This window comes from Pseudomonas sp. B22(2017), from assembly GCF_002113105.1.
Classification (GTDB): Bacteria; Pseudomonadota; Gammaproteobacteria; order Pseudomonadales; family Pseudomonadaceae; genus Aquipseudomonas; species Aquipseudomonas asiatica.
On the sequence record NZ_NEJN01000002.1, the window covers coordinates 378,049 to 392,770 of the forward strand.

General features: G+C 58.3%; 20 protein-coding genes, 2 tRNA genes and 1 pseudogene. 9 read left to right on the top strand and 14 right to left on the bottom strand.

Going from position 1 to position 14,722, the window contains the following annotated elements; genetic code table 11:
* Positions 1-175: 175 nt before the first annotated feature.
* Both CAG18_RS05575 and CAG18_RS05580 read right to left on the bottom strand, forming a co-directional pair.
* Complete coding sequence (locus CAG18_RS05575) at positions 176-493, bottom strand: SCP2 sterol-binding domain-containing protein (RefSeq protein ID WP_003257405.1); 318 nt, start codon at positions 491-493, stop codon at positions 176-178.
* Between the two features lie 56 nt (positions 494-549).
* A complete protein-coding gene (locus CAG18_RS05580; RefSeq protein WP_015270903.1) occupies positions 550-1,260 on the bottom strand; it encodes a histidine phosphatase family protein in 711 nt (236 codons plus the stop codon).
* A gap of 197 nt (positions 1,261-1,457) precedes the next feature.
* Here CAG18_RS05580 and sohB point away from each other — a divergent pair, with 197 nt between their 5' ends.
* Both sohB and CAG18_RS05590 read left to right on the top strand, forming a co-directional pair.
* Complete coding sequence (gene sohB, locus CAG18_RS05585; protein WP_085720550.1) at positions 1,458-2,477, top strand: protease SohB; 1,020 nt, start codon at positions 1,458-1,460, stop codon at positions 2,475-2,477.
* A 154-nt stretch (positions 2,478-2,631) separates the two neighbouring features.
* Positions 2,632-2,705 (top strand) — tRNA-Cys (locus CAG18_RS05590).
* A 92-nt stretch (positions 2,706-2,797) separates the two neighbouring features.
* On the opposite strand, the gene CAG18_RS05595 is transcribed toward CAG18_RS05590, so the two are convergent.
* The gene (locus CAG18_RS05595; RefSeq protein WP_054572105.1) at positions 2,798-3,064 is read right to left on the bottom strand and encodes a hypothetical protein; all 267 of its coding nucleotides are present in this window, start codon (positions 3,062-3,064) and stop codon (positions 2,798-2,800) included.
* Positions 3,065-3,463: 399 nt separating this feature from the next.
* Between CAG18_RS05595 and CAG18_RS05605 the strand changes: the two genes are divergently transcribed.
* Together CAG18_RS05605 and CAG18_RS27255 are read left to right on the top strand one after the other, a co-directional pair.
* A complete protein-coding gene (locus tag CAG18_RS05605) occupies positions 3,464-3,676 on the top strand; it encodes a hypothetical protein (protein ID WP_054572104.1) in 213 nt (70 codons plus the stop codon).
* A gap of 114 nt (positions 3,677-3,790) precedes the next feature.
* Positions 3,791-4,087 carry a hypothetical protein gene (locus CAG18_RS27255; protein WP_054572103.1) on the top strand — a complete coding sequence of 99 codons (297 nt, stop codon included), beginning with the start codon at positions 3,791-3,793 and terminating at the stop codon, positions 4,085-4,087.
* A gap of 425 nt (positions 4,088-4,512) precedes the next feature.
* Here the strand turns inward: CAG18_RS27255 and CAG18_RS05620 are convergent.
* Positions 4,513-4,953, bottom strand: a pseudogene (locus tag CAG18_RS05620) (Rad52/Rad22 family DNA repair protein); the annotation flags it as partial.
* Between the two features lie 347 nt (positions 4,954-5,300).
* On the opposite strand from CAG18_RS05620, the gene CAG18_RS27450 reads away from it, so the two are divergent.
* Together CAG18_RS27450 and CAG18_RS05630 are read left to right on the top strand one after the other, a co-directional pair.
* Entirely contained in the window at positions 5,301-5,486 is a 186-nt protein-coding gene (locus tag CAG18_RS27450) for a hypothetical protein (RefSeq protein WP_015270896.1), read from the top strand.
* Positions 5,487-5,538: 52 nt separating this feature from the next.
* Positions 5,539-5,763, top strand: a complete 225-nt coding sequence (locus tag CAG18_RS05630) for a hypothetical protein (protein WP_085720552.1) — start codon at positions 5,539-5,541, stop codon at positions 5,761-5,763.
* Between the two features lie 458 nt (positions 5,764-6,221).
* On the opposite strand, the gene CAG18_RS05640 is transcribed toward CAG18_RS05630, so the two are convergent.
* Both CAG18_RS05640 and CAG18_RS05650 read right to left on the bottom strand, forming a co-directional pair.
* On the bottom strand, positions 6,222-6,443 hold the full coding sequence (locus CAG18_RS05640) for a hypothetical protein (RefSeq protein ID WP_015270895.1): 222 nt from the start codon (positions 6,441-6,443) through the stop codon (positions 6,222-6,224).
* A gap of 202 nt (positions 6,444-6,645) precedes the next feature.
* Complete coding sequence (locus CAG18_RS05650) at positions 6,646-6,939, bottom strand: hypothetical protein (RefSeq protein WP_085720553.1); 294 nt, start codon at positions 6,937-6,939, stop codon at positions 6,646-6,648.
* Positions 6,940-7,087: 148 nt separating this feature from the next.
* On the opposite strand from CAG18_RS05650, the gene CAG18_RS26185 reads away from it, so the two are divergent.
* Positions 7,088-7,537, top strand: coding sequence for a hypothetical protein (locus CAG18_RS26185; protein ID WP_143492629.1), 450 nt, complete (start codon positions 7,088-7,090; stop codon positions 7,535-7,537).
* Positions 7,538-7,660: 123 nt separating this feature from the next.
* Here CAG18_RS26185 and CAG18_RS05660 read toward each other — a convergent pair whose 3' ends face one another.
* The 4 genes from CAG18_RS05660 to CAG18_RS05675 all read right to left on the bottom strand — a co-directional run bounded on the left by CAG18_RS05660 (position 7,661) and on the right by CAG18_RS05675 (position 10,298).
* The gene (locus tag CAG18_RS05660; RefSeq protein ID WP_015270891.1) at positions 7,661-7,951 is read right to left on the bottom strand and encodes a DUF1330 domain-containing protein; all 291 of its coding nucleotides are present in this window, start codon (positions 7,949-7,951) and stop codon (positions 7,661-7,663) included.
* Between the two features lie 40 nt (positions 7,952-7,991).
* Positions 7,992-8,546 (bottom strand): pyridoxamine 5'-phosphate oxidase family protein, encoded by a 555-nt coding sequence (locus CAG18_RS05665; protein WP_085720555.1) that lies wholly within the window; start codon positions 8,544-8,546, stop codon positions 7,992-7,994.
* Positions 8,547-8,601: 55 nt separating this feature from the next.
* Positions 8,602-9,306 carry an SDR family oxidoreductase gene (locus CAG18_RS05670; protein ID WP_015270889.1) on the bottom strand — a complete coding sequence of 235 codons (705 nt, stop codon included), beginning with the start codon at positions 9,304-9,306 and terminating at the stop codon, positions 8,602-8,604.
* Between the two features lie 98 nt (positions 9,307-9,404).
* Entirely contained in the window at positions 9,405-10,298 is an 894-nt protein-coding gene (locus tag CAG18_RS05675; RefSeq protein ID WP_015270888.1) for a LysR substrate-binding domain-containing protein, read from the bottom strand.
* Between the two features lie 217 nt (positions 10,299-10,515).
* On the opposite strand from CAG18_RS05675, the gene CAG18_RS05680 reads away from it, so the two are divergent.
* Entirely contained in the window at positions 10,516-11,730 is a 1,215-nt protein-coding gene (locus tag CAG18_RS05680; RefSeq protein ID WP_085720556.1) for an aldose 1-epimerase family protein, read from the top strand.
* A gap of 317 nt (positions 11,731-12,047) precedes the next feature.
* Here the strand turns inward: CAG18_RS05680 and CAG18_RS05685 are convergent, their stop codons facing one another.
* Entirely contained in the window at positions 12,048-12,284 is a 237-nt protein-coding gene (locus tag CAG18_RS05685) for a hypothetical protein (RefSeq protein WP_013973199.1), read from the bottom strand.
* A 165-nt stretch (positions 12,285-12,449) separates the two neighbouring features.
* Positions 12,450-13,460: an alcohol dehydrogenase AdhP gene (adhP, locus tag CAG18_RS05690; RefSeq protein WP_013973198.1), complete on the bottom strand. Its 1,011-nt coding sequence runs from the start codon at positions 13,458-13,460 to the stop codon at positions 12,450-12,452.
* A 459-nt stretch (positions 13,461-13,919) separates the two neighbouring features.
* Between adhP and CAG18_RS05695 the strand changes: the two genes are divergently transcribed.
* On the top strand, positions 13,920-14,117 hold the full coding sequence (locus CAG18_RS05695) for a hypothetical protein (protein ID WP_015270883.1): 198 nt from the start codon (positions 13,920-13,922) through the stop codon (positions 14,115-14,117).
* A 1-nt stretch (position 14,118) separates the two neighbouring features.
* Here the strand turns inward: CAG18_RS05695 and CAG18_RS05700 are convergent, their stop codons facing one another.
* The gene (locus tag CAG18_RS05700) at positions 14,119-14,532 is read right to left on the bottom strand and encodes a DoxX family protein (RefSeq protein ID WP_015270882.1); all 414 of its coding nucleotides are present in this window, start codon (positions 14,530-14,532) and stop codon (positions 14,119-14,121) included.
* A 105-nt stretch (positions 14,533-14,637) separates the two neighbouring features.
* A tRNA-Leu gene (locus CAG18_RS05705) sits at positions 14,638-14,722 on the bottom strand.

Sequence of the window (14,722 nt, forward strand, 5' to 3'; positions counted from 1 at the left end):
CCAGATGCCATATAGGTGAGGGTGTTGCTGTTTGATCAACTGCCTTGATAGCGCTCACTTGTTTTTGTGGAAGTGCCCACAAGCCAGGCGGCCTTGTGCGGGCTGTTGGGCACGGGCAAAAAAAAACCGAAGCCGGTCAGGCTTCGGTTTTTCGATCATCCGCTATTTCCAGCCCTCAGGACGGGAACAGCTCGCTGAGCTTCATCGACAGCATCATGTCGCCTTCAACGCGCAGCTTGCCGCCCATGAATGCCTGCATGCCGTCGGTTTCGCCGCTGACGATACCCTTCAGGGTTTCGCTATCCATCACCAGGGTGCAGTTGGCATCCGGGTTTTCGCCTTCCTGCAGGTCGCAGGTGCCGTCCTTGACGATCAGCGCGTAGTGCTTGTCTTCGTCGGTGATGTTGAAGCCGAACACCAGGTCCAGGCCGGCGGCAGCGGATGGGTTGAACTTCTCTTGCATCTTTTTGACGGCATCAGCTACGGAGGTCATGGCGCATTCCTTATAGAGTGATTTACACGTCCCCGCAGGGACACAACAAGCCGGGCTCATCGATAGGTGACAAGCTCCGGCGCCCTCAACAGCTGCACATGGGCCTGGCTGTTGAAGGAAGCCAGTGCCACGTCGCGGCCGCGGAACTTCAGCTGGCTGAGCGACGTGTTGATGATCTGCCAGTTCAGCGCGAACGCCTGTCCGGGGGTAATACGGGTAACCAGGTGGAGCAGGGCGGCAATGGTACCGCCCGAGGTGAAGATGGCGATATTGTCGCCGCTACCGGCAGCATCCAGTACGCGCTGCAGGCCGCCTTGCACGCGGGCGGTGAACGCCTGCCAGGTCTCCAGGTCATCGTCGGCATGTTCGCCATCGTGCCAGCGCTGCACCATCAGTGCGAACAGGCGCTGGAACTCGCTGCGGTGCTGCGCGCCATTGCGCAGGATGTGCAGGGCGTCGGGCTCCTGAGGCAGCAGCCCGGGCAACAAGGCGCGGATCACACCATCGGCATCGAACTCATTGAATGCTGTATCGGTCTCAACAGCCGGCACCGGGCAGCCATTGGCGTGCAATGCATCCAGGGCTAGGCGCGCGGTATCCTGCTGGCGGCGCAGGTCGCCTGCCACGCAGCGGTCCAGCCTTACACCGAGCTGGGCCAGGTGCTCACCCAGGGCCTGGCTCTGGCGCACGCCCACGGGCGAGAGGACATCGTAGTCATCGGCGCCGAAGGAGGCTTGGCCATGTCGGATCAGGTAGAGGTTGCCCACGAAAGGTTCCGGCCTGTTGGAGGTTGCTGCGAGGTTAGGATGCGGCACACGGGCTGTCAACGAAAAAACATACAAGCGTTTGAAAAGGTTGTTTGAAAGGTGTTGCCAGCGTTTGCCACGGCTGGCAGCACCTCAGGCGCAACGGTATGCTTGCTACAGTTACGCGCCGTAGTGGCGCAAGTCTTTAAGGAGTCAACGTGGAGTTTCTTGCTGAATACGCAAGCTTTCTCGCCAAAACCGCCACCCTGGTCATCGCCATCCTGATAGTGCTGTCGGCCATCGCCGGGCTGCGCGGCAAGGGGCGGCGCAAATCGGGTGGGCAATTGCAGGTCACCCGCCTGAACGAGTTCTACAAGGACCTGCGCGAGCGCCTGGAATCCGGCCTGCTCGACAAGGCCCAGCTCAAGGCCCTGCGCAAGCAGCAGGCCAAGGCGGAAAAGCGGCAGAAGAAGGGCAAGGCCGAGGAAAAGGGCCGGGTCTTCGTGCTGGATTTCGATGGCGACATCAAAGCTTCTGCCACCGAAAGCCTGCGCAACGAAATCACCGCGCTGCTCACCCTCGCCACCCCGCGCGACGAGGTGGTGCTACGCCTTGAAAGCGGTGGTGGCCTGGTGCACAGCTATGGCCTGGCCGCATCGCAGCTGGCGCGCATTCGCCAGGCCGGCATCCCGTTGACCGTGTGCATCGACAAGGTAGCCGCCAGTGGCGGGTACATGATGGCCTGCATTGGCGAGAAGATCGTCAGCGCACCGTTCGCCGTACTGGGTTCCATTGGCGTGGTGGCGCAGCTGCCAAACGTCAACCGCCTGCTGAAGAAGCACGACATCGATTTCGAAGTGCTGACCGCCGGTGAATACAAGCGCACCCTGACCGTGTTCGGCGAGAACACCGAGAAAGGCCGGGAGAAGTTCCAGGAAGACCTGGACATCACCCACCAGCTGTTCAAGGACTTCGTTTCCCGCTATCGCCCGCAGCTGCACATCGACGAAGTGGCCACCGGCGAAGTCTGGCTGGGCGTCGCGGCACTCAACCGCAAGCTGGTGGACGAGTTGCAGACCAGCGACGAGTACCTCAGCGAACGCGCGCGCAACGCCAACCTGTTCCACCTGCACTACGCCGAACGCAAGAGCCTGCAGGAGCGAATCGGCATGGCTGCCAGTGGCACCGTGGAGAAAACAGTGGTGGGCTTGTGGAGTAAACTCGGCCGCCTGCGCTAACACCTTGAACCCGTTGAAATTTTTTTTCGTTCAGGGGGTTGCAAGGTTAAAGGAATGAAGACATAATGGCGCCCATCGAAACGCAGCAAACTTTGAAAAAGGTTCAGCGTTTCAAGGAGATAGCGAAGCGCAAGCTGCTAGATCCGACCTTTGAGGCCGAGTAGCAAAGTGGTTATGCTCCGGATTGCAAATCCGTCTACGCCGGTTCGATTCCGACCTCGGCCTCCACCATTCGAAAGCCCCGCAACCATTGAGGTTGCGGGGCTTTTTTAATGCCTGCGGATTTTGTTGACCCCGGCCATTTGGGACAATCCTGGGGCTCACGGCTGATACCTCTCATCAATCCAGCGCCCAGGCGCCAGAGCGGGTGTAGGTTCGGGTTGGGTTTCGTGCGGGGAAAGCTGGAGCTGGTTGCCGGCCTGCAGCTGGCTGTCGGGGATGCAACTTATGCCGTCGCGCCAGTCGAAACCGAAGGTCCAGCAGGTTGCGCCGCGCTCGTCGTCGTGGAAGACGTCAACACCTTTGGGCAATTCGCCTGCGCTGGCGCCGGTGGCCAGCAGCAGGAGGCAGAGGGCGAGGCGGGTCATTAATAGTCATCCCGGTTCAGTTCTTTGATGAAGTCGCCACCCGAGCACAGTCGCTCGTCTGCAATCGCGTCCACGCCATTGAGATCTTCCAGAGCAGTCTTGGCACGCTCCATGGCGAGCTGGGCATGTCCGAGCTGGTGCCGCTTCCTCACTTTGTAGGAATGAAGGGCCTTCGCTTTATCCGGGTACGCAAACCGGCGCCTATCCCGTCAGTGCTAATCTCGTCGATATAGCGGAAGTGGTCCGGCCAAGCCGGTTGCTGTCTTCAGGCATGACTTCGTCCTTGGCCGCCATATCGCGGCAGTTGGCGAAAAAAGTTTAAGTTCTGGTGACTTTAATCTGTGGCGGGGTGTCCACCGGTCACGAGGAGTGCTTCGCTCCTCATTAGCGGTGGATCACATGAGCTCTATTAGCAAGGATCAACAGTTTCATGCGTACGAACTGCTTCGAAAGCTCGATACCTACACGGCTCAAACGATGAGTCAGGTTGTGTATGGTGTGACGTCCTCCTCCAGCTGGCGATCGGATTGCGACCAGCACCGACGCATTTTTGAAGAATGGATGGCTTTTGCTGCAACGATGCACCTGCCTGAGCCGCCGGACGAAGACTGATCGCCGCTTGTCCGATTCAGTTTTCAGTATCTCCCGCTGCGGTTGATAACCGCTTCGTGTTCGCTATTGTGAAAGTTCACCTATCGCATACAACTAAAGTCGTAGGAGATCGACATGAGGATACGCGGTGAAGTTTTCTGGCAATGGGCTGATCCTTCGCTTCACCACCGCACTCATGACGAGACCCTTGGCGATGGAACGCACATAGATGTACAGGTGCGACTGTCGCGCGCAGGTAACACGCAAATGTTCATTGGAGTCTATGCCTCGACGGGCATGGCCCTTCACGAGGAGGCGTTCGATTCCCGTCCCGGTGAATCAATGACCAGGGCTTTAGCCTGGGGCGTCGGACGGGCTCGCCGCATTGCCACAGAAACTCTCCCAAAATTCGACCAGGTAGCCTGCTCGTGATAGGGGAGAGGGGTTGCTGGTGCGTTTCGCGGTAGCCAGCCAGGAACAGCAGGTAGTCGCTGTGGGTGCGCTGGTCTTCGAAGTCATTACTGTCCTTGCGCAGTACTTGCTCGCTCAGGCCGAGCGGGTTGAGCCTGATGAACACATCGCGTGGGTCGGTGTTGCTGGACCGGTTTTCTGTGGGCTGGGAAAGCCTCAATTACAAGATGCGCGCCTGTCGCACGGAGGACGCGCAATGTCGGGAACTGATAGCTTTAAGAATCTGTACAAGAAGCTGGATGCCACGTCGAAAACTAGGTTTTATGCCTCTCGGCGCCTGCGCCTGCATGCGAAGCTTTCGACCTATACGGTCGTCATCCTGTCGGGTTGCTCGGCCCAGAGAGCTGCCACGTCCACCTTGATGACGCCGGCGACGTAGGATGGGCATACGCATCGGCGCTGAAGCCCAGCATGGACAGGGCTTTCTTGATGGCGTCGGTCAACGACTTCTTCGGCGCCTCACCATCAGAGGTCATGCCGTACTTGGTCTTGTACTGGTGCCGGGTGCACCCGTACTGCTCGACCTCGCCGCGCTGGCCGTCCTGCATGAACCAGAGCTGGATTTTGACGGTGTGGCCGATCTCCCGGCCCAAGCAGATTCGCTTGTCGCCTTCGCCGGAAAACACCTCGTGACCGTCGTCGAATCGCTCCTCAAGCACCTTCCAGCCCCAACCGATACCGACCGGGCCGAACATTTCGGTCGCCTTCATGACCATCGCGGTGCCGTTCAGGTTGGTGATCTTCTGGCCGCCGACCTCGGCGTTCTTGGTGTAGCGGGTATCGGTGGTCTGCACCTGCTCCCAGATGCGCATGTTGGTTGTGGACATTGGAAAACCTCGCGCCAGGCCGGCGCCGTCAGTTGTAATAGGGGAAATGCCAGGTCAAGCCCTGATGTAGGCCAAGCGGCCTGGGCGTCGGCTATGGTTGTGCGCTCTGGCGGGCATTTGCGCCTCACCGGGACGCGAAGAAAAGCGGCGATAAATGCTTGCAGATGCTGCGTTATAGCGGCGGCGGATGGTTTGGTTTACGGATTTCTAAACAAAACTTGCAGGATTTTGCGTTTATTATGTTGGCATTTTTCAGTATCTGGCTCTAATTCCCACGGGTGCTTCAAATTCCCTGTATAGTGGCTGCGTAGCCGTTTTCTGCGGCTTCTCACTAAGAGGTAGCTTTTATGCACCAGGCCATTTCCCCAGAGACGCAGCGTGCCCATGAGCGCTTGAATGAACAGACTGACTTGTTCATCAAGCAGGGAGGCCAGATTGAAAGCGTTCCTTCTGGAGTCAGCGGCGTGCTAGCGAGCAAGCCGAAGGTCGTTTGGACGAACCCTCACACGGCCAAGCCGATTCACAAACGATAGCGCGCCCAGATGCACTGCTTGCTCGCTCCATGGTGAACGTGAGGGCACAACCGTGTTTGATGCGCCAAGTGATTCAGATATTGCCGTGCGGATTGGAGTGAGCGAGGCGGATGTAGCTCTTTACCGGGGTGATACATTTCGATTGAAAGATGGTTCGTGGCTCATCCATTTTTCCTTCGCAATGCCCCAAAAGCTACGGCAAAGCCTTACCGGCAGTTTCACCCTCCTTTTCAAAATGAAAGAAACAGGCGACAGGCGTATGAGTGAGCTGGATTGAGCATACGATCTGGATGCCAACTCAGCCCAAGCCCTGTCCCAGTGGTCCGCTTTATCTCTTCTGGAAGAGTGGGAAGCGCATACTCAAATAGCTCAGGACTTCTGAGCATTGAGAGGTGTGTATGTCCAGAGATAGGTATGGCGTAGATAGTGACAGACAGGTCAGTCAGCCAGCCGATAATGAGGGGCGGCTACAGAGATCAGTCGATCAGAGTGAGAGCGCTTTCCAAGAGAACTGTGACGACAATTTCGACAGCCCTCCCTTTCGAAGAGGGCAGAAGCAGGGCCCGCCGGACCCATCGAGGGTATCCCATGCAGAGCGTTATAGTTATCACAAGCGCCCATTGGAATAACGTTCAGCTGTAGATGGGCCTAAATGTAAAAGCCTGGCCCGGTGCCGGGCTCTTTGGGTGTTGATTTCGCGCCAAATGACCAAGTGGCGGGCCCGCTGGTAGGAGTTCACACCCGAACCTCGTAGCCCAAGGTCGACTCTCCGCAGATGCAGGCCCGGCAGTTCCAGGCCTGCGGATTTTCGATACTGGCCAGTTCGGCCTGGTGCATCGCGGCCGCGAAGGTCGGACCCTTGAACAACATCAGCACCCGGTCGCCGGGCATTGCCTGACTCTCGGGCAGTTCAGCGACCTGCTCATCAATGAGCGTGGTGATCAGTGGCGTTGTCATGCAGCCTCCTTGCGCCGAACGGCAATACGCCGAATGCGCTCGCAGTAATGTTTGAACTCGTTGGAGTCGATGACGAGGATCGAGGATGGAGAAGTAGGCGACGACCATCGTCTCGGCCTTCGCATCCTCCACCGGGCCAGACCCGGTAGAAGCATCGTCTCGATTGCTGCCTCGATGGCGCTCACCGCCACGCTGTGGGGATTCATTCCGCGTCCTCGGCCTGGGCCAGCACCGTTTCCTTGGCAAAAGGAGTGAGTAGCTGCCGAGCTATCTCTTCAAGCTGGCCCATCGCGAACTCATCCACCGCTTGGGCGAAGCGCTCGTAGGTCACGCCACGCTGGTGGAAGTTGCGCTGGAAGACTACGTTACGGCGCGCCAACAGCTCCGCGATGCCATCGTCGAACCAGCGCGCCTCAGCTTCCTCAGCCGCGCTCTCGCTCACCGGAGGCGGCAACTGGTTGTCGTACTGCCATTGTGCTGCTCGAAGTGCGCCCATGGCGGTCCTCCTACACAGATGGGGTGGATGGTAGGTTTGTTTGTGGGCGGGGTAAGTCGTGAATAGCGCTCGGATAAAGTCGCGTAGTGCGCTGATGTATGCAATTGCCTTAGAATGCTCGCCTTTCACCCCTCAAAGGAATGAATACGTGGTGAGCAATAACGCAATCTGCTGCCCGCAATGCCAAGGTCAAAACGTCCAGCTTCTGTCTATCATCCATGCTGCTGGCACTTCTCACATACAAGCAACCCACCAAGCGCAGTCCCAATCCGGATTCGGACCAAGCGTGACCGTTGAAACTTCAGGTCGGCATCAGACCAATTTGGCGGCAAGCGTCGGTCCACCTCCAGGTAAGCGCTTGCTTGGCCCGGTCATCCTTACGGGGGTTGGTGCAATCATCTTGTACGATGGCCTCAAGCTTATGAACACCTTCTGGGGCGTTGATTGGTCAAGGTTCTTCATAGGCGCGACATTTATCACCGTCGGTGTAATTGGATTCGTTCGCCACTGGAAATTCAACGTCGCACAGTACGACAAACTGGAAGAGTGGCGCCGCACTTGGATGTGCCACGCTTGTGGCACTCGATTCATTCCGTAAACGGTATTGAGAGGGCACCTGCGGGTGCCTTTTCTTTTGGCAGAGCTGTTCAGTATTGCGCTGGAGGAGAGGAACAATGCCGGACGCTATCGTCCCATGGCATCCGTATCAGCGAACCCTTGATCAGCCTAAATCCCCCTCAACGATAAGCAACTCACGACGATAGGCGCGTAATGCCATCGCCTTTGCTTGCGAATAGGCGGGATCGGCATAGCACGCCTGGGCCTGGGCATAACTGTCGAACTCGACCGCCAGCGCCCGTGTGCTGGTATGCGACTCGACCAGCGCTGTCGAATCGAGAGCCTTGAGCCTGGCGCCATAATGCTCGGCGATTGGCGCCCACAACCGGCCATATTCCTGCTGCGCCTGCGTGTCGGTAACAGCAGTCCCCAGAATGATCCAGTAACCTTTCATCAATTACTCCTGTTTGCATGTTCTGTACGAGAAGCCTGCCTCAGGGAGCCAGCCAGCAGGATTGCCACAATCCTTCATGGCGCAGGAAGCGCGCCCGTTGCTGAATGGGTCGTGTGAGATCCAGCCACTCAAGCGCTCGCGGCTCGATGCATAGGATTGCGAAGTGCTCGAAACCGCCCTGGATGCGTTCGTAGGCGACTTCAGGGCTTTCAATCACCTGCCCCGGCACAGCGCCATGACGGAACAATGCCTGTGTCTTGTCACGCGCCGTCGACCAGCAGCGTCGTCGATACTCGATGTCCTCGACCAGGGTGGCAAGCCCCTCCATGCGCACCTGGGTCAGGCCGCAAGGGCTCAGTGCCGTTAGTGCAACGCGTGGATCAACGGCAATCTGCGTGCATTTTGCCGAGCGCCTGTCCGCGTAAAAGTACAGCGCGCCTGCACGGGCGTCGGCATCTCGCAGTACAACTGTCCTGGAGACGGGCCATCCTTGCTCGTCCAGGGTGGACAGTTGCATGAGCCGATAAGGGTTGCGCACCGGGCCGACCGGGATCGCCAGTTGCGCCCATATGCTTTGAAACAGATCGTCCAGCATGAAAAAACCAGGCTCCATGAAACGAGGGCCGCAGCAGTGCTGCGGCCACGGACGATCAAATGCTGCGTGTTACGCCGCCATCGACCCTGATGTTCTGCCCAGTGATGTAGGCCGCGCCTTCGCTAGCAAGGAACGCAATGGTCGCAGCGATTTCTTCGCTGGTGCCGTAGCGCTTGAGCGGCACGCTGTCGCGGCGTTGCTCGGTGCTCGGCAAGCTGTCGATCCAGCCGGGGAGGACATTGTTGATGCGCACGTTATCGCCGGCGAAATTGTCGGCGAAGATCTTGGTGAATGCGGCAAGGCCCGAGCGGAATACCGCAGAAGTCGGGAACAGCTCGCTGGGTTCGAACGCCCAGGCAGTGGAGATGTTGATGATCACTCCGCTCTTCTGACGCTGCATGTAAGGCGTCACCAGGCGAGTCGGGCGAATGACATTGAGCAGGTAAGTATCCATGCCCTTGTGCCAATCCTCGTCGCTGATTTCCAGGATTGGCGCGCGTGGACCATGGCCGGCGCTATTGACCAGCACATCGATACGGCCCCACTTCTCCACGACAGCGTCGACCAGGCGTTGCAGGTCTTCAACCGACTGGTTGCTACCGGTTACACCAATACCGCCGAGCTCGGCAGCCAACGCCTCGCCCTTGCCCGAAGAGGAAAGAACCCCAACCTTGAAGCCTTCGGCGGCCAGGCGTCGTGCTGCCGCAGCGCCCATGCCGCTGCCACCTGCCGTGATAATTGCAACTTTTTCTACTGACATGCTGCCTCCAATCTCTCAATGCTGATTTTTCAGGTGCATTCACCTTAGCAGCAGCCCCATTGGTGAGGGAGACAGCTAAACTTCACTATTACGATAGATTAACTATCGGCAGCTTGTTGCTTGAGCCAGCATTGGACCACGCTCAACGAGTCTGGCTGTTTCATCTTGCGTGGCCAGACCAGATAAAACGACTTGTCGATCCTGAGTTGCTGGGTAAAAACCTGCATCAGCCGGCCTGCGGCAATGTCATCACCGACGAACGCAGGGCTGGCCAGGGCAATGCCCTGACCGCTGATTGCCGCTTCAATGGCCAATGAGGTCTGATTGAAACGCAGGTTTCTGGCTGTGGGCTGCATGTGTTGTGGGAACAGCTCTGCAAGGAACTGAGGCCAGAAATTATGGGCATCGTGCAACATGACGAAATCCTGCAATTGCGCAAAGCTTGCAGGTATTTCGCTGCCTTCGAACAGCTTTGGGCTGGCCACCGCAACGATTAGCTGCTCCATCAGCAGTTCGCTATTCAAGCCCGCTCCGAACTCGGGCTTGCCATAACGGACAGCGATATCCACACCATCGGTGCTGAAGTGCGACAGCCGATCGGTTGCCAGCACACGCAAATCGATGTCTGGATGACTCTGCGCAAAATTGCCGAGCCTGGGAATCAGCCATTTTGAGGCGAAGGTAGGTGTAACGCTGACTGTCAGGTGAGAAGTCTGTGGCCGAAGCAGGCGTGTTGCCTCGTCGATCATGGCCAGTGCACTTCGAATGCTCCCGCTATAGCCCAGGCCTGCATCAGTCAACGCCAAACCGCGGGGTAGGCGTTCAAACAAACGCAGATCCAGGCTCGCTTCCAGCCCGCGTATCTGCTGGGCAACTGCGGCCTGGGTCACACCCAGTTCCTCGGCAGCCACACGGAAGTTCAAGCGGCGAGCCACCACTTCAAAAACACGCAACGCGTTCAGCGAGGGCAAATCAGGGAAACCGTCTGGCATGGCAATGAAAATTCTATCGAGTTGTGCAGTTTTTCTGTTTCTCTGATGCCTTCACAAGGCTGATAACCTGATCGGGCTCGAAAGATTCACTGTGTCGAGGCTACTCCCCGAAAATAGCTAAAGAAACCCGTGCCAATCGAAAGCATCGCTTGGCTAGCTTGCTGAAACGTTTCTTCGAGTCTATAAAAGGGAACAACTCCAAGAAAGGCAACCTGCCATGCCCCTCCTCAAACTATTCGTTGCGCTTGGCGCCCTGACTGCGGCTTCCAACACCCTGGCCTGGGATTACGTTTTGCTCGACACCGACAAAGCCGCCCAGAACTGGCAGATCACCAGCCAGCAACTTGGCGTAAAAACCGACAAGCCCTTCAGCGTTACCTTGCGCACCTTGCACGGCGGTCGGCAAGAGGGTGTCAGCATCGTCGACATCGATAACGGTACGATGAAACTTTCGGTCGTGCCGACCCGTGGAATGAACGTTTTGCAGGCGTCGGTCGGCAATGTGCGCATGGGCTGGGATTCGCCGGTCAAGGAAGTGGTCAACCCGTCCTTCATCGACCTCAACGGGCGCAATGGCCTGGGCTGGCTGGAAGGTTTCAATGAACTGGTCACCCGCTGCGGTTACGAATGGGTCGGCCACCCTGGCGTCGACAACGGCGAACTGCTGACCCTGCACGGTCGGGCTGCCAACACTCCTGCGAACCAAGTCACCCTGCACATTGATGAGAAGCCCCCTTACGCCATTACCTTGCGTGGTGTACTGAAAGAGCAGGCATTCAAGAAAGTCGACTTCTCCGTCGTGACCGAACTGGTCACCGAACCCGGCAGCGTGAAGTTCGCCCTCAACGACACCTTGACCAACAGCGGTGACTATCCGACGGAATACCAGGCGCTTTATCACAGTAACTTCAGCACCCCGTTTCTGGAGCAGGGCGCTCGTTTTGCCGCGCCAGTGAAACAGGTGTCGCCATTCAACGACAAGGCAAGGGCAGATCTGCCCGACTGGCAAACCTACCGAGCGCCTACCAAGGACTATGACGAAACGGTTTACAACGTGGTGCCGTATGCCGATGACCAGGGCAATACGTTGACCGTGTTGCATGACAAGGCTGGCAATCTGGGCGTTTCGGTCGGCTTCAATACTCGGACATTGCCTGTATTTTCCCTGTGGAAAAATACCGATACACAAGGCCAGGGTTATGTGACCGGGCTCGAGCCGGGGACGAGTTTTTCCTACAACCGCCGTTACCAGCGGCCACTGAACCTGGTGCCGACAATCGGGCCGAAGGAACACAGGCAGTTCCACATCAGCTACAGCTTGTTGGCGGACAAGGTGGCAGTGGACAAGGCCTTGAAGCAGGTTGGCGAGATACAAGGTGGGCGCGAAACCGAGGTGCGGCAGACGCCATTGGTTGATCTGACCAAGGGGTAACGCCGACCAGGGCATGTCGGCCCTGTCGACTAGTCAGATCTATCAAGTTGTTGGGTTCATACCTTTGCTGAAAGGCTGCTTTCGACCCACGGCGGACACTGATCCAAAGCTCTGTAGTCAGTACCGGCCTCATCGCCGGCAAGCCGGCTCCCACAGGAATATCACCAGCCGTCAGGCATGCGCTGTACCTGTGGGAGTCGCGCTTGCCGGCGATGGGCCGCGAAGCGGCCCTGGTTACAGATTTCCGCTATGGGTCGATAGCTGTCTGTCGACTACGGCCCTAGGATCCATCGCCCGCCGCTCCGCCCATTCAAACGCTAGCCTTCAGGCGGGGATATCCCACAAACGAATTCATCCGATCCCAGGCGGTGCGAGCCGAACTCCACAACATAGCCTGCCCCGCGGCGCACCGCCTCGGCCCTGGCGGTCCTCTGGTCGGCAAACACATCGACGAAATGCCAGGGATGCCGGTCTCTCAGTACGCCCCATCCAAGTACCCAGCCGTCATTGTCCGGGTCGGGTGGCAGGTTTTTCGCCAAGCTGCGGATGCCCATACGTTCACTCCGATGTGCTAGCCAGTCTTCTGCTTGCGAACCGACTACAAACCACGACTTGGATAAAATCGTGTATCAAGCATAGCGCTTACCTGAAACCAGGACCTAAGGCGCGCCCATTTCAGGGTAGTGTGCGCTGCACCAACAGCCAGCGCACATGGGTCATCACCCCTCGAACTGAATCACCATCCGCCCTTTGATCTTGCCCTCCAGCATCTCATCGAAGATCTGGTTGATATCCTCGATCGGTCGCAGGGTCACCTTCGGCACCACTTTCCCTTCCGCCGCAAACTGGAAAGCTTCCTGCAGGTCCTGGCGGGTACCGACCAGCGAGCCGATCACTTCGATACCGTCCAGCACCAGGCGAGGGATGTTCAGGTTCATGGCTTCCGACGGCAGGCCGACCGCAACCAGGCGGCCACCCGCACGCAGGGCGTCAACGGCCGAGTTGAAGGCAGCCTTGGCAACGGCGGTAACCACGGCGGCATGGGCGCCACCGGTCTTGGCCTGGATGACCTTGGCGGCATCCTCGGTGCGTGAGTTTATGACCAGGTCAGCGCCCATCTCGCTGGCGAAGCGCAGTTGCTCTTCGTTGACGTCGATGGCGATCACTTTGGCGTTGAAGACGTTCTTGGCATATTGCAGGGCAAGGTTGCCCAGGCCGCCGAGGCCGTAGATGGCGATCCATTGGCCGGGGCGGATGTTGGAGATCTTCACCGCCTTGTAGGTGGTGACGCCGGCGCAGGTAATACTGCTGGCGGCAGCGGAGTCGAGCCCGTCGGGCACTTTGACCGAGTAGTCGGCCTTGACGATGCAGGCTTCGGCCATGCCGCCGTCCACGGTGTAGCCGGAGTTCTTCACTTCGCGGCACAGGGTTTCGTTGCCGCTGTTGCAATACTCGCAATGCCCGCAGCCCTGGTAGAACCAGGCCACGCTGGCGCGGTCGCCCGGTTTGAGCGAGGTGACGCCTGGCCCTACTGCCTGGACCACGCCGATGCCTTCGTGACCTAGCACCACACCGGTCTTGTCACCGAAGTCGCCATTTTTCACATGCAGGTCGGTGTGGCACACACCGCAGCATTGCATCTTCAGCAGCGCTTCACCGTGCTCGAGGGGGCGCAGGGTTTTCTCCACCACTTCCACGCGACGGCCTGGTGCAACAACAGCAGCTTTCATACGAGCCTCCGTATCCTGTTCCGAATGGGCTTGCTTATCGCCGGCTAAGCATAGCCCTGGGCCGATACGGTAAAACTGCCTCAGGTCATGGTCAGAGGCACTGTGCATGCCACAAAAAGAAAAGCCCGCGGCAACGATGCGGCGGGCTGTAAGAACATAGGGAGCAGGGTTAGTGTGCCCAGCGGGATGTCAGCATTTTGTGAAGCTCAGGTGATGGACTTGTCATGCATGGCTCAGCTCGAGTGTGGTCAGCATGGGCCGGGTTCCATGTGATTTCACTGCACTGGACGCAGGGGGAGTGGCAGCAATAAAAAAGCCCGCCGGGTATGGCGGGCAAGCAACGTTTGAAGGGAGAGCCTGCAGCTTGGGTCCGGCCGGTTAACCCAGCATTAAGCGGTAATGCATTGACCTGTGCAGCCGATCCGCCTATACAGGCCTGCCACCAGCCCAGGAGTCAGCATGCGCGACGAAGATGACCTGCACGAACCCGAACATGATCACCTGCTTGATCACGAATTCCTCTACGACGACACTGAGGCAGAAGCCGATGCCAGAGGCGTCGAGGATGACATCGAGGAAGACGAAGAAACGCTGGATGACCTTGATGAAGAAGAGCGTGGTCACCCAGCCTGGTTCGACGACTGCGAAGACGACTGACTCAGCGCCCGTCCACCGAAAAACGCCCGGGGCCGCTTACCGCCAGTAACAACATGCCGCCCATGATGCTGAGGTTTTTCAGGAACTGGGTCATGTTGGCGCTGCGCTCAGGGTCGACCATGTTCCAGAACGGGTGGCCCAGCAGCGCCGTGCCCAGCACGAACAACGCAAACAGGAAGGCCAGCGGCCGGGTGTAGAATCCGAGGATCAGCAGGATGCCAACGGCGAATTCCATGAGCACGGCTACTGCCGCTGCCAGCATGGGGGCAGGAGCGCCCAGTGAAGTCATGTAGCCGACCGTGCCTTCGAACCCGGTCAGCTTGCCCCAGCCAGACAAGACGAACAGGATCATCAGCAGCACACGGGCAATCAGGATAATGATGTCGCGTTGACCATCGAACAGGGAGTAGCGCATGGCGGCGTTCCAGTGGACGGGTTCAAGCTCCACTCTAGCAGCTGCGCAACACCTTGCAGGCGGGCAGCAAAAAGGCGCCGCGAGGGCGCCTTTTGCGAAGAAATTTGGTGCGAGTGGCGGGACTCGAACCCGCAAGGCTCACGCCGACAGATTTTAAGTCTGCTGTGTATACCAATTCCACCACACTCGC

Excerpts from the sequence above, each read along its gene's own strand:
- CAG18_RS05575 (WP_003257405.1), bottom strand. The coding sequence starts at position 493 with ATGACCTCCGTAGCTGATGCCGTCAAAAAGATGCAAGAGAAGTTCAAC.
- CAG18_RS05595 (WP_054572105.1), bottom strand. The coding sequence starts at position 3,064 with ATGACCCGCCTCGCCCTCTGCCTCCTGCTGCTGGCCACCGGCGCCAGC.
- CAG18_RS05605 (WP_054572104.1), top strand. The coding sequence starts at position 3,464 with ATGAGCTCTATTAGCAAGGATCAACAGTTTCATGCGTACGAACTGCTT.
- CAG18_RS27255 (WP_054572103.1), top strand. The coding sequence starts at position 3,791 with ATGAGGATACGCGGTGAAGTTTTCTGGCAATGGGCTGATCCTTCGCTT.
- CAG18_RS27450 (WP_015270896.1), top strand. The coding sequence starts at position 5,301 with ATGCACCAGGCCATTTCCCCAGAGACGCAGCGTGCCCATGAGCGCTTG.
- CAG18_RS05640 (WP_015270895.1), bottom strand. The coding sequence starts at position 6,443 with ATGACAACGCCACTGATCACCACGCTCATTGATGAGCAGGTCGCTGAA.
- CAG18_RS05650 (WP_085720553.1), bottom strand. The coding sequence starts at position 6,939 with ATGGGCGCACTTCGAGCAGCACAATGGCAGTACGACAACCAGTTGCCG.
- CAG18_RS05660 (WP_015270891.1), bottom strand. The coding sequence starts at position 7,951 with ATGAAAGGTTACTGGATCATTCTGGGGACTGCTGTTACCGACACGCAG.
- CAG18_RS05665 (WP_085720555.1), bottom strand. The coding sequence starts at position 8,546 with ATGCTGGACGATCTGTTTCAAAGCATATGGGCGCAACTGGCGATCCCG.
- CAG18_RS05670 (WP_015270889.1), bottom strand. The coding sequence starts at position 9,306 with ATGTCAGTAGAAAAAGTTGCAATTATCACGGCAGGTGGCAGCGGCATG.
- CAG18_RS05675 (WP_015270888.1), bottom strand. The coding sequence starts at position 10,298 with ATGCCAGACGGTTTCCCTGATTTGCCCTCGCTGAACGCGTTGCGTGTT.
- CAG18_RS05680 (WP_085720556.1), top strand. The coding sequence starts at position 10,516 with ATGCCCCTCCTCAAACTATTCGTTGCGCTTGGCGCCCTGACTGCGGCT.
- CAG18_RS05685 (WP_013973199.1), bottom strand. The coding sequence starts at position 12,284 with ATGGGCATCCGCAGCTTGGCGAAAAACCTGCCACCCGACCCGGACAAT.
- adhP (WP_013973198.1), bottom strand. The coding sequence starts at position 13,460 with ATGAAAGCTGCTGTTGTTGCACCAGGCCGTCGCGTGGAAGTGGTGGAG.
- CAG18_RS05695 (WP_015270883.1), top strand. The coding sequence starts at position 13,920 with ATGCGCGACGAAGATGACCTGCACGAACCCGAACATGATCACCTGCTT.
- CAG18_RS05700 (WP_015270882.1), bottom strand. The coding sequence starts at position 14,532 with ATGCGCTACTCCCTGTTCGATGGTCAACGCGACATCATTATCCTGATT.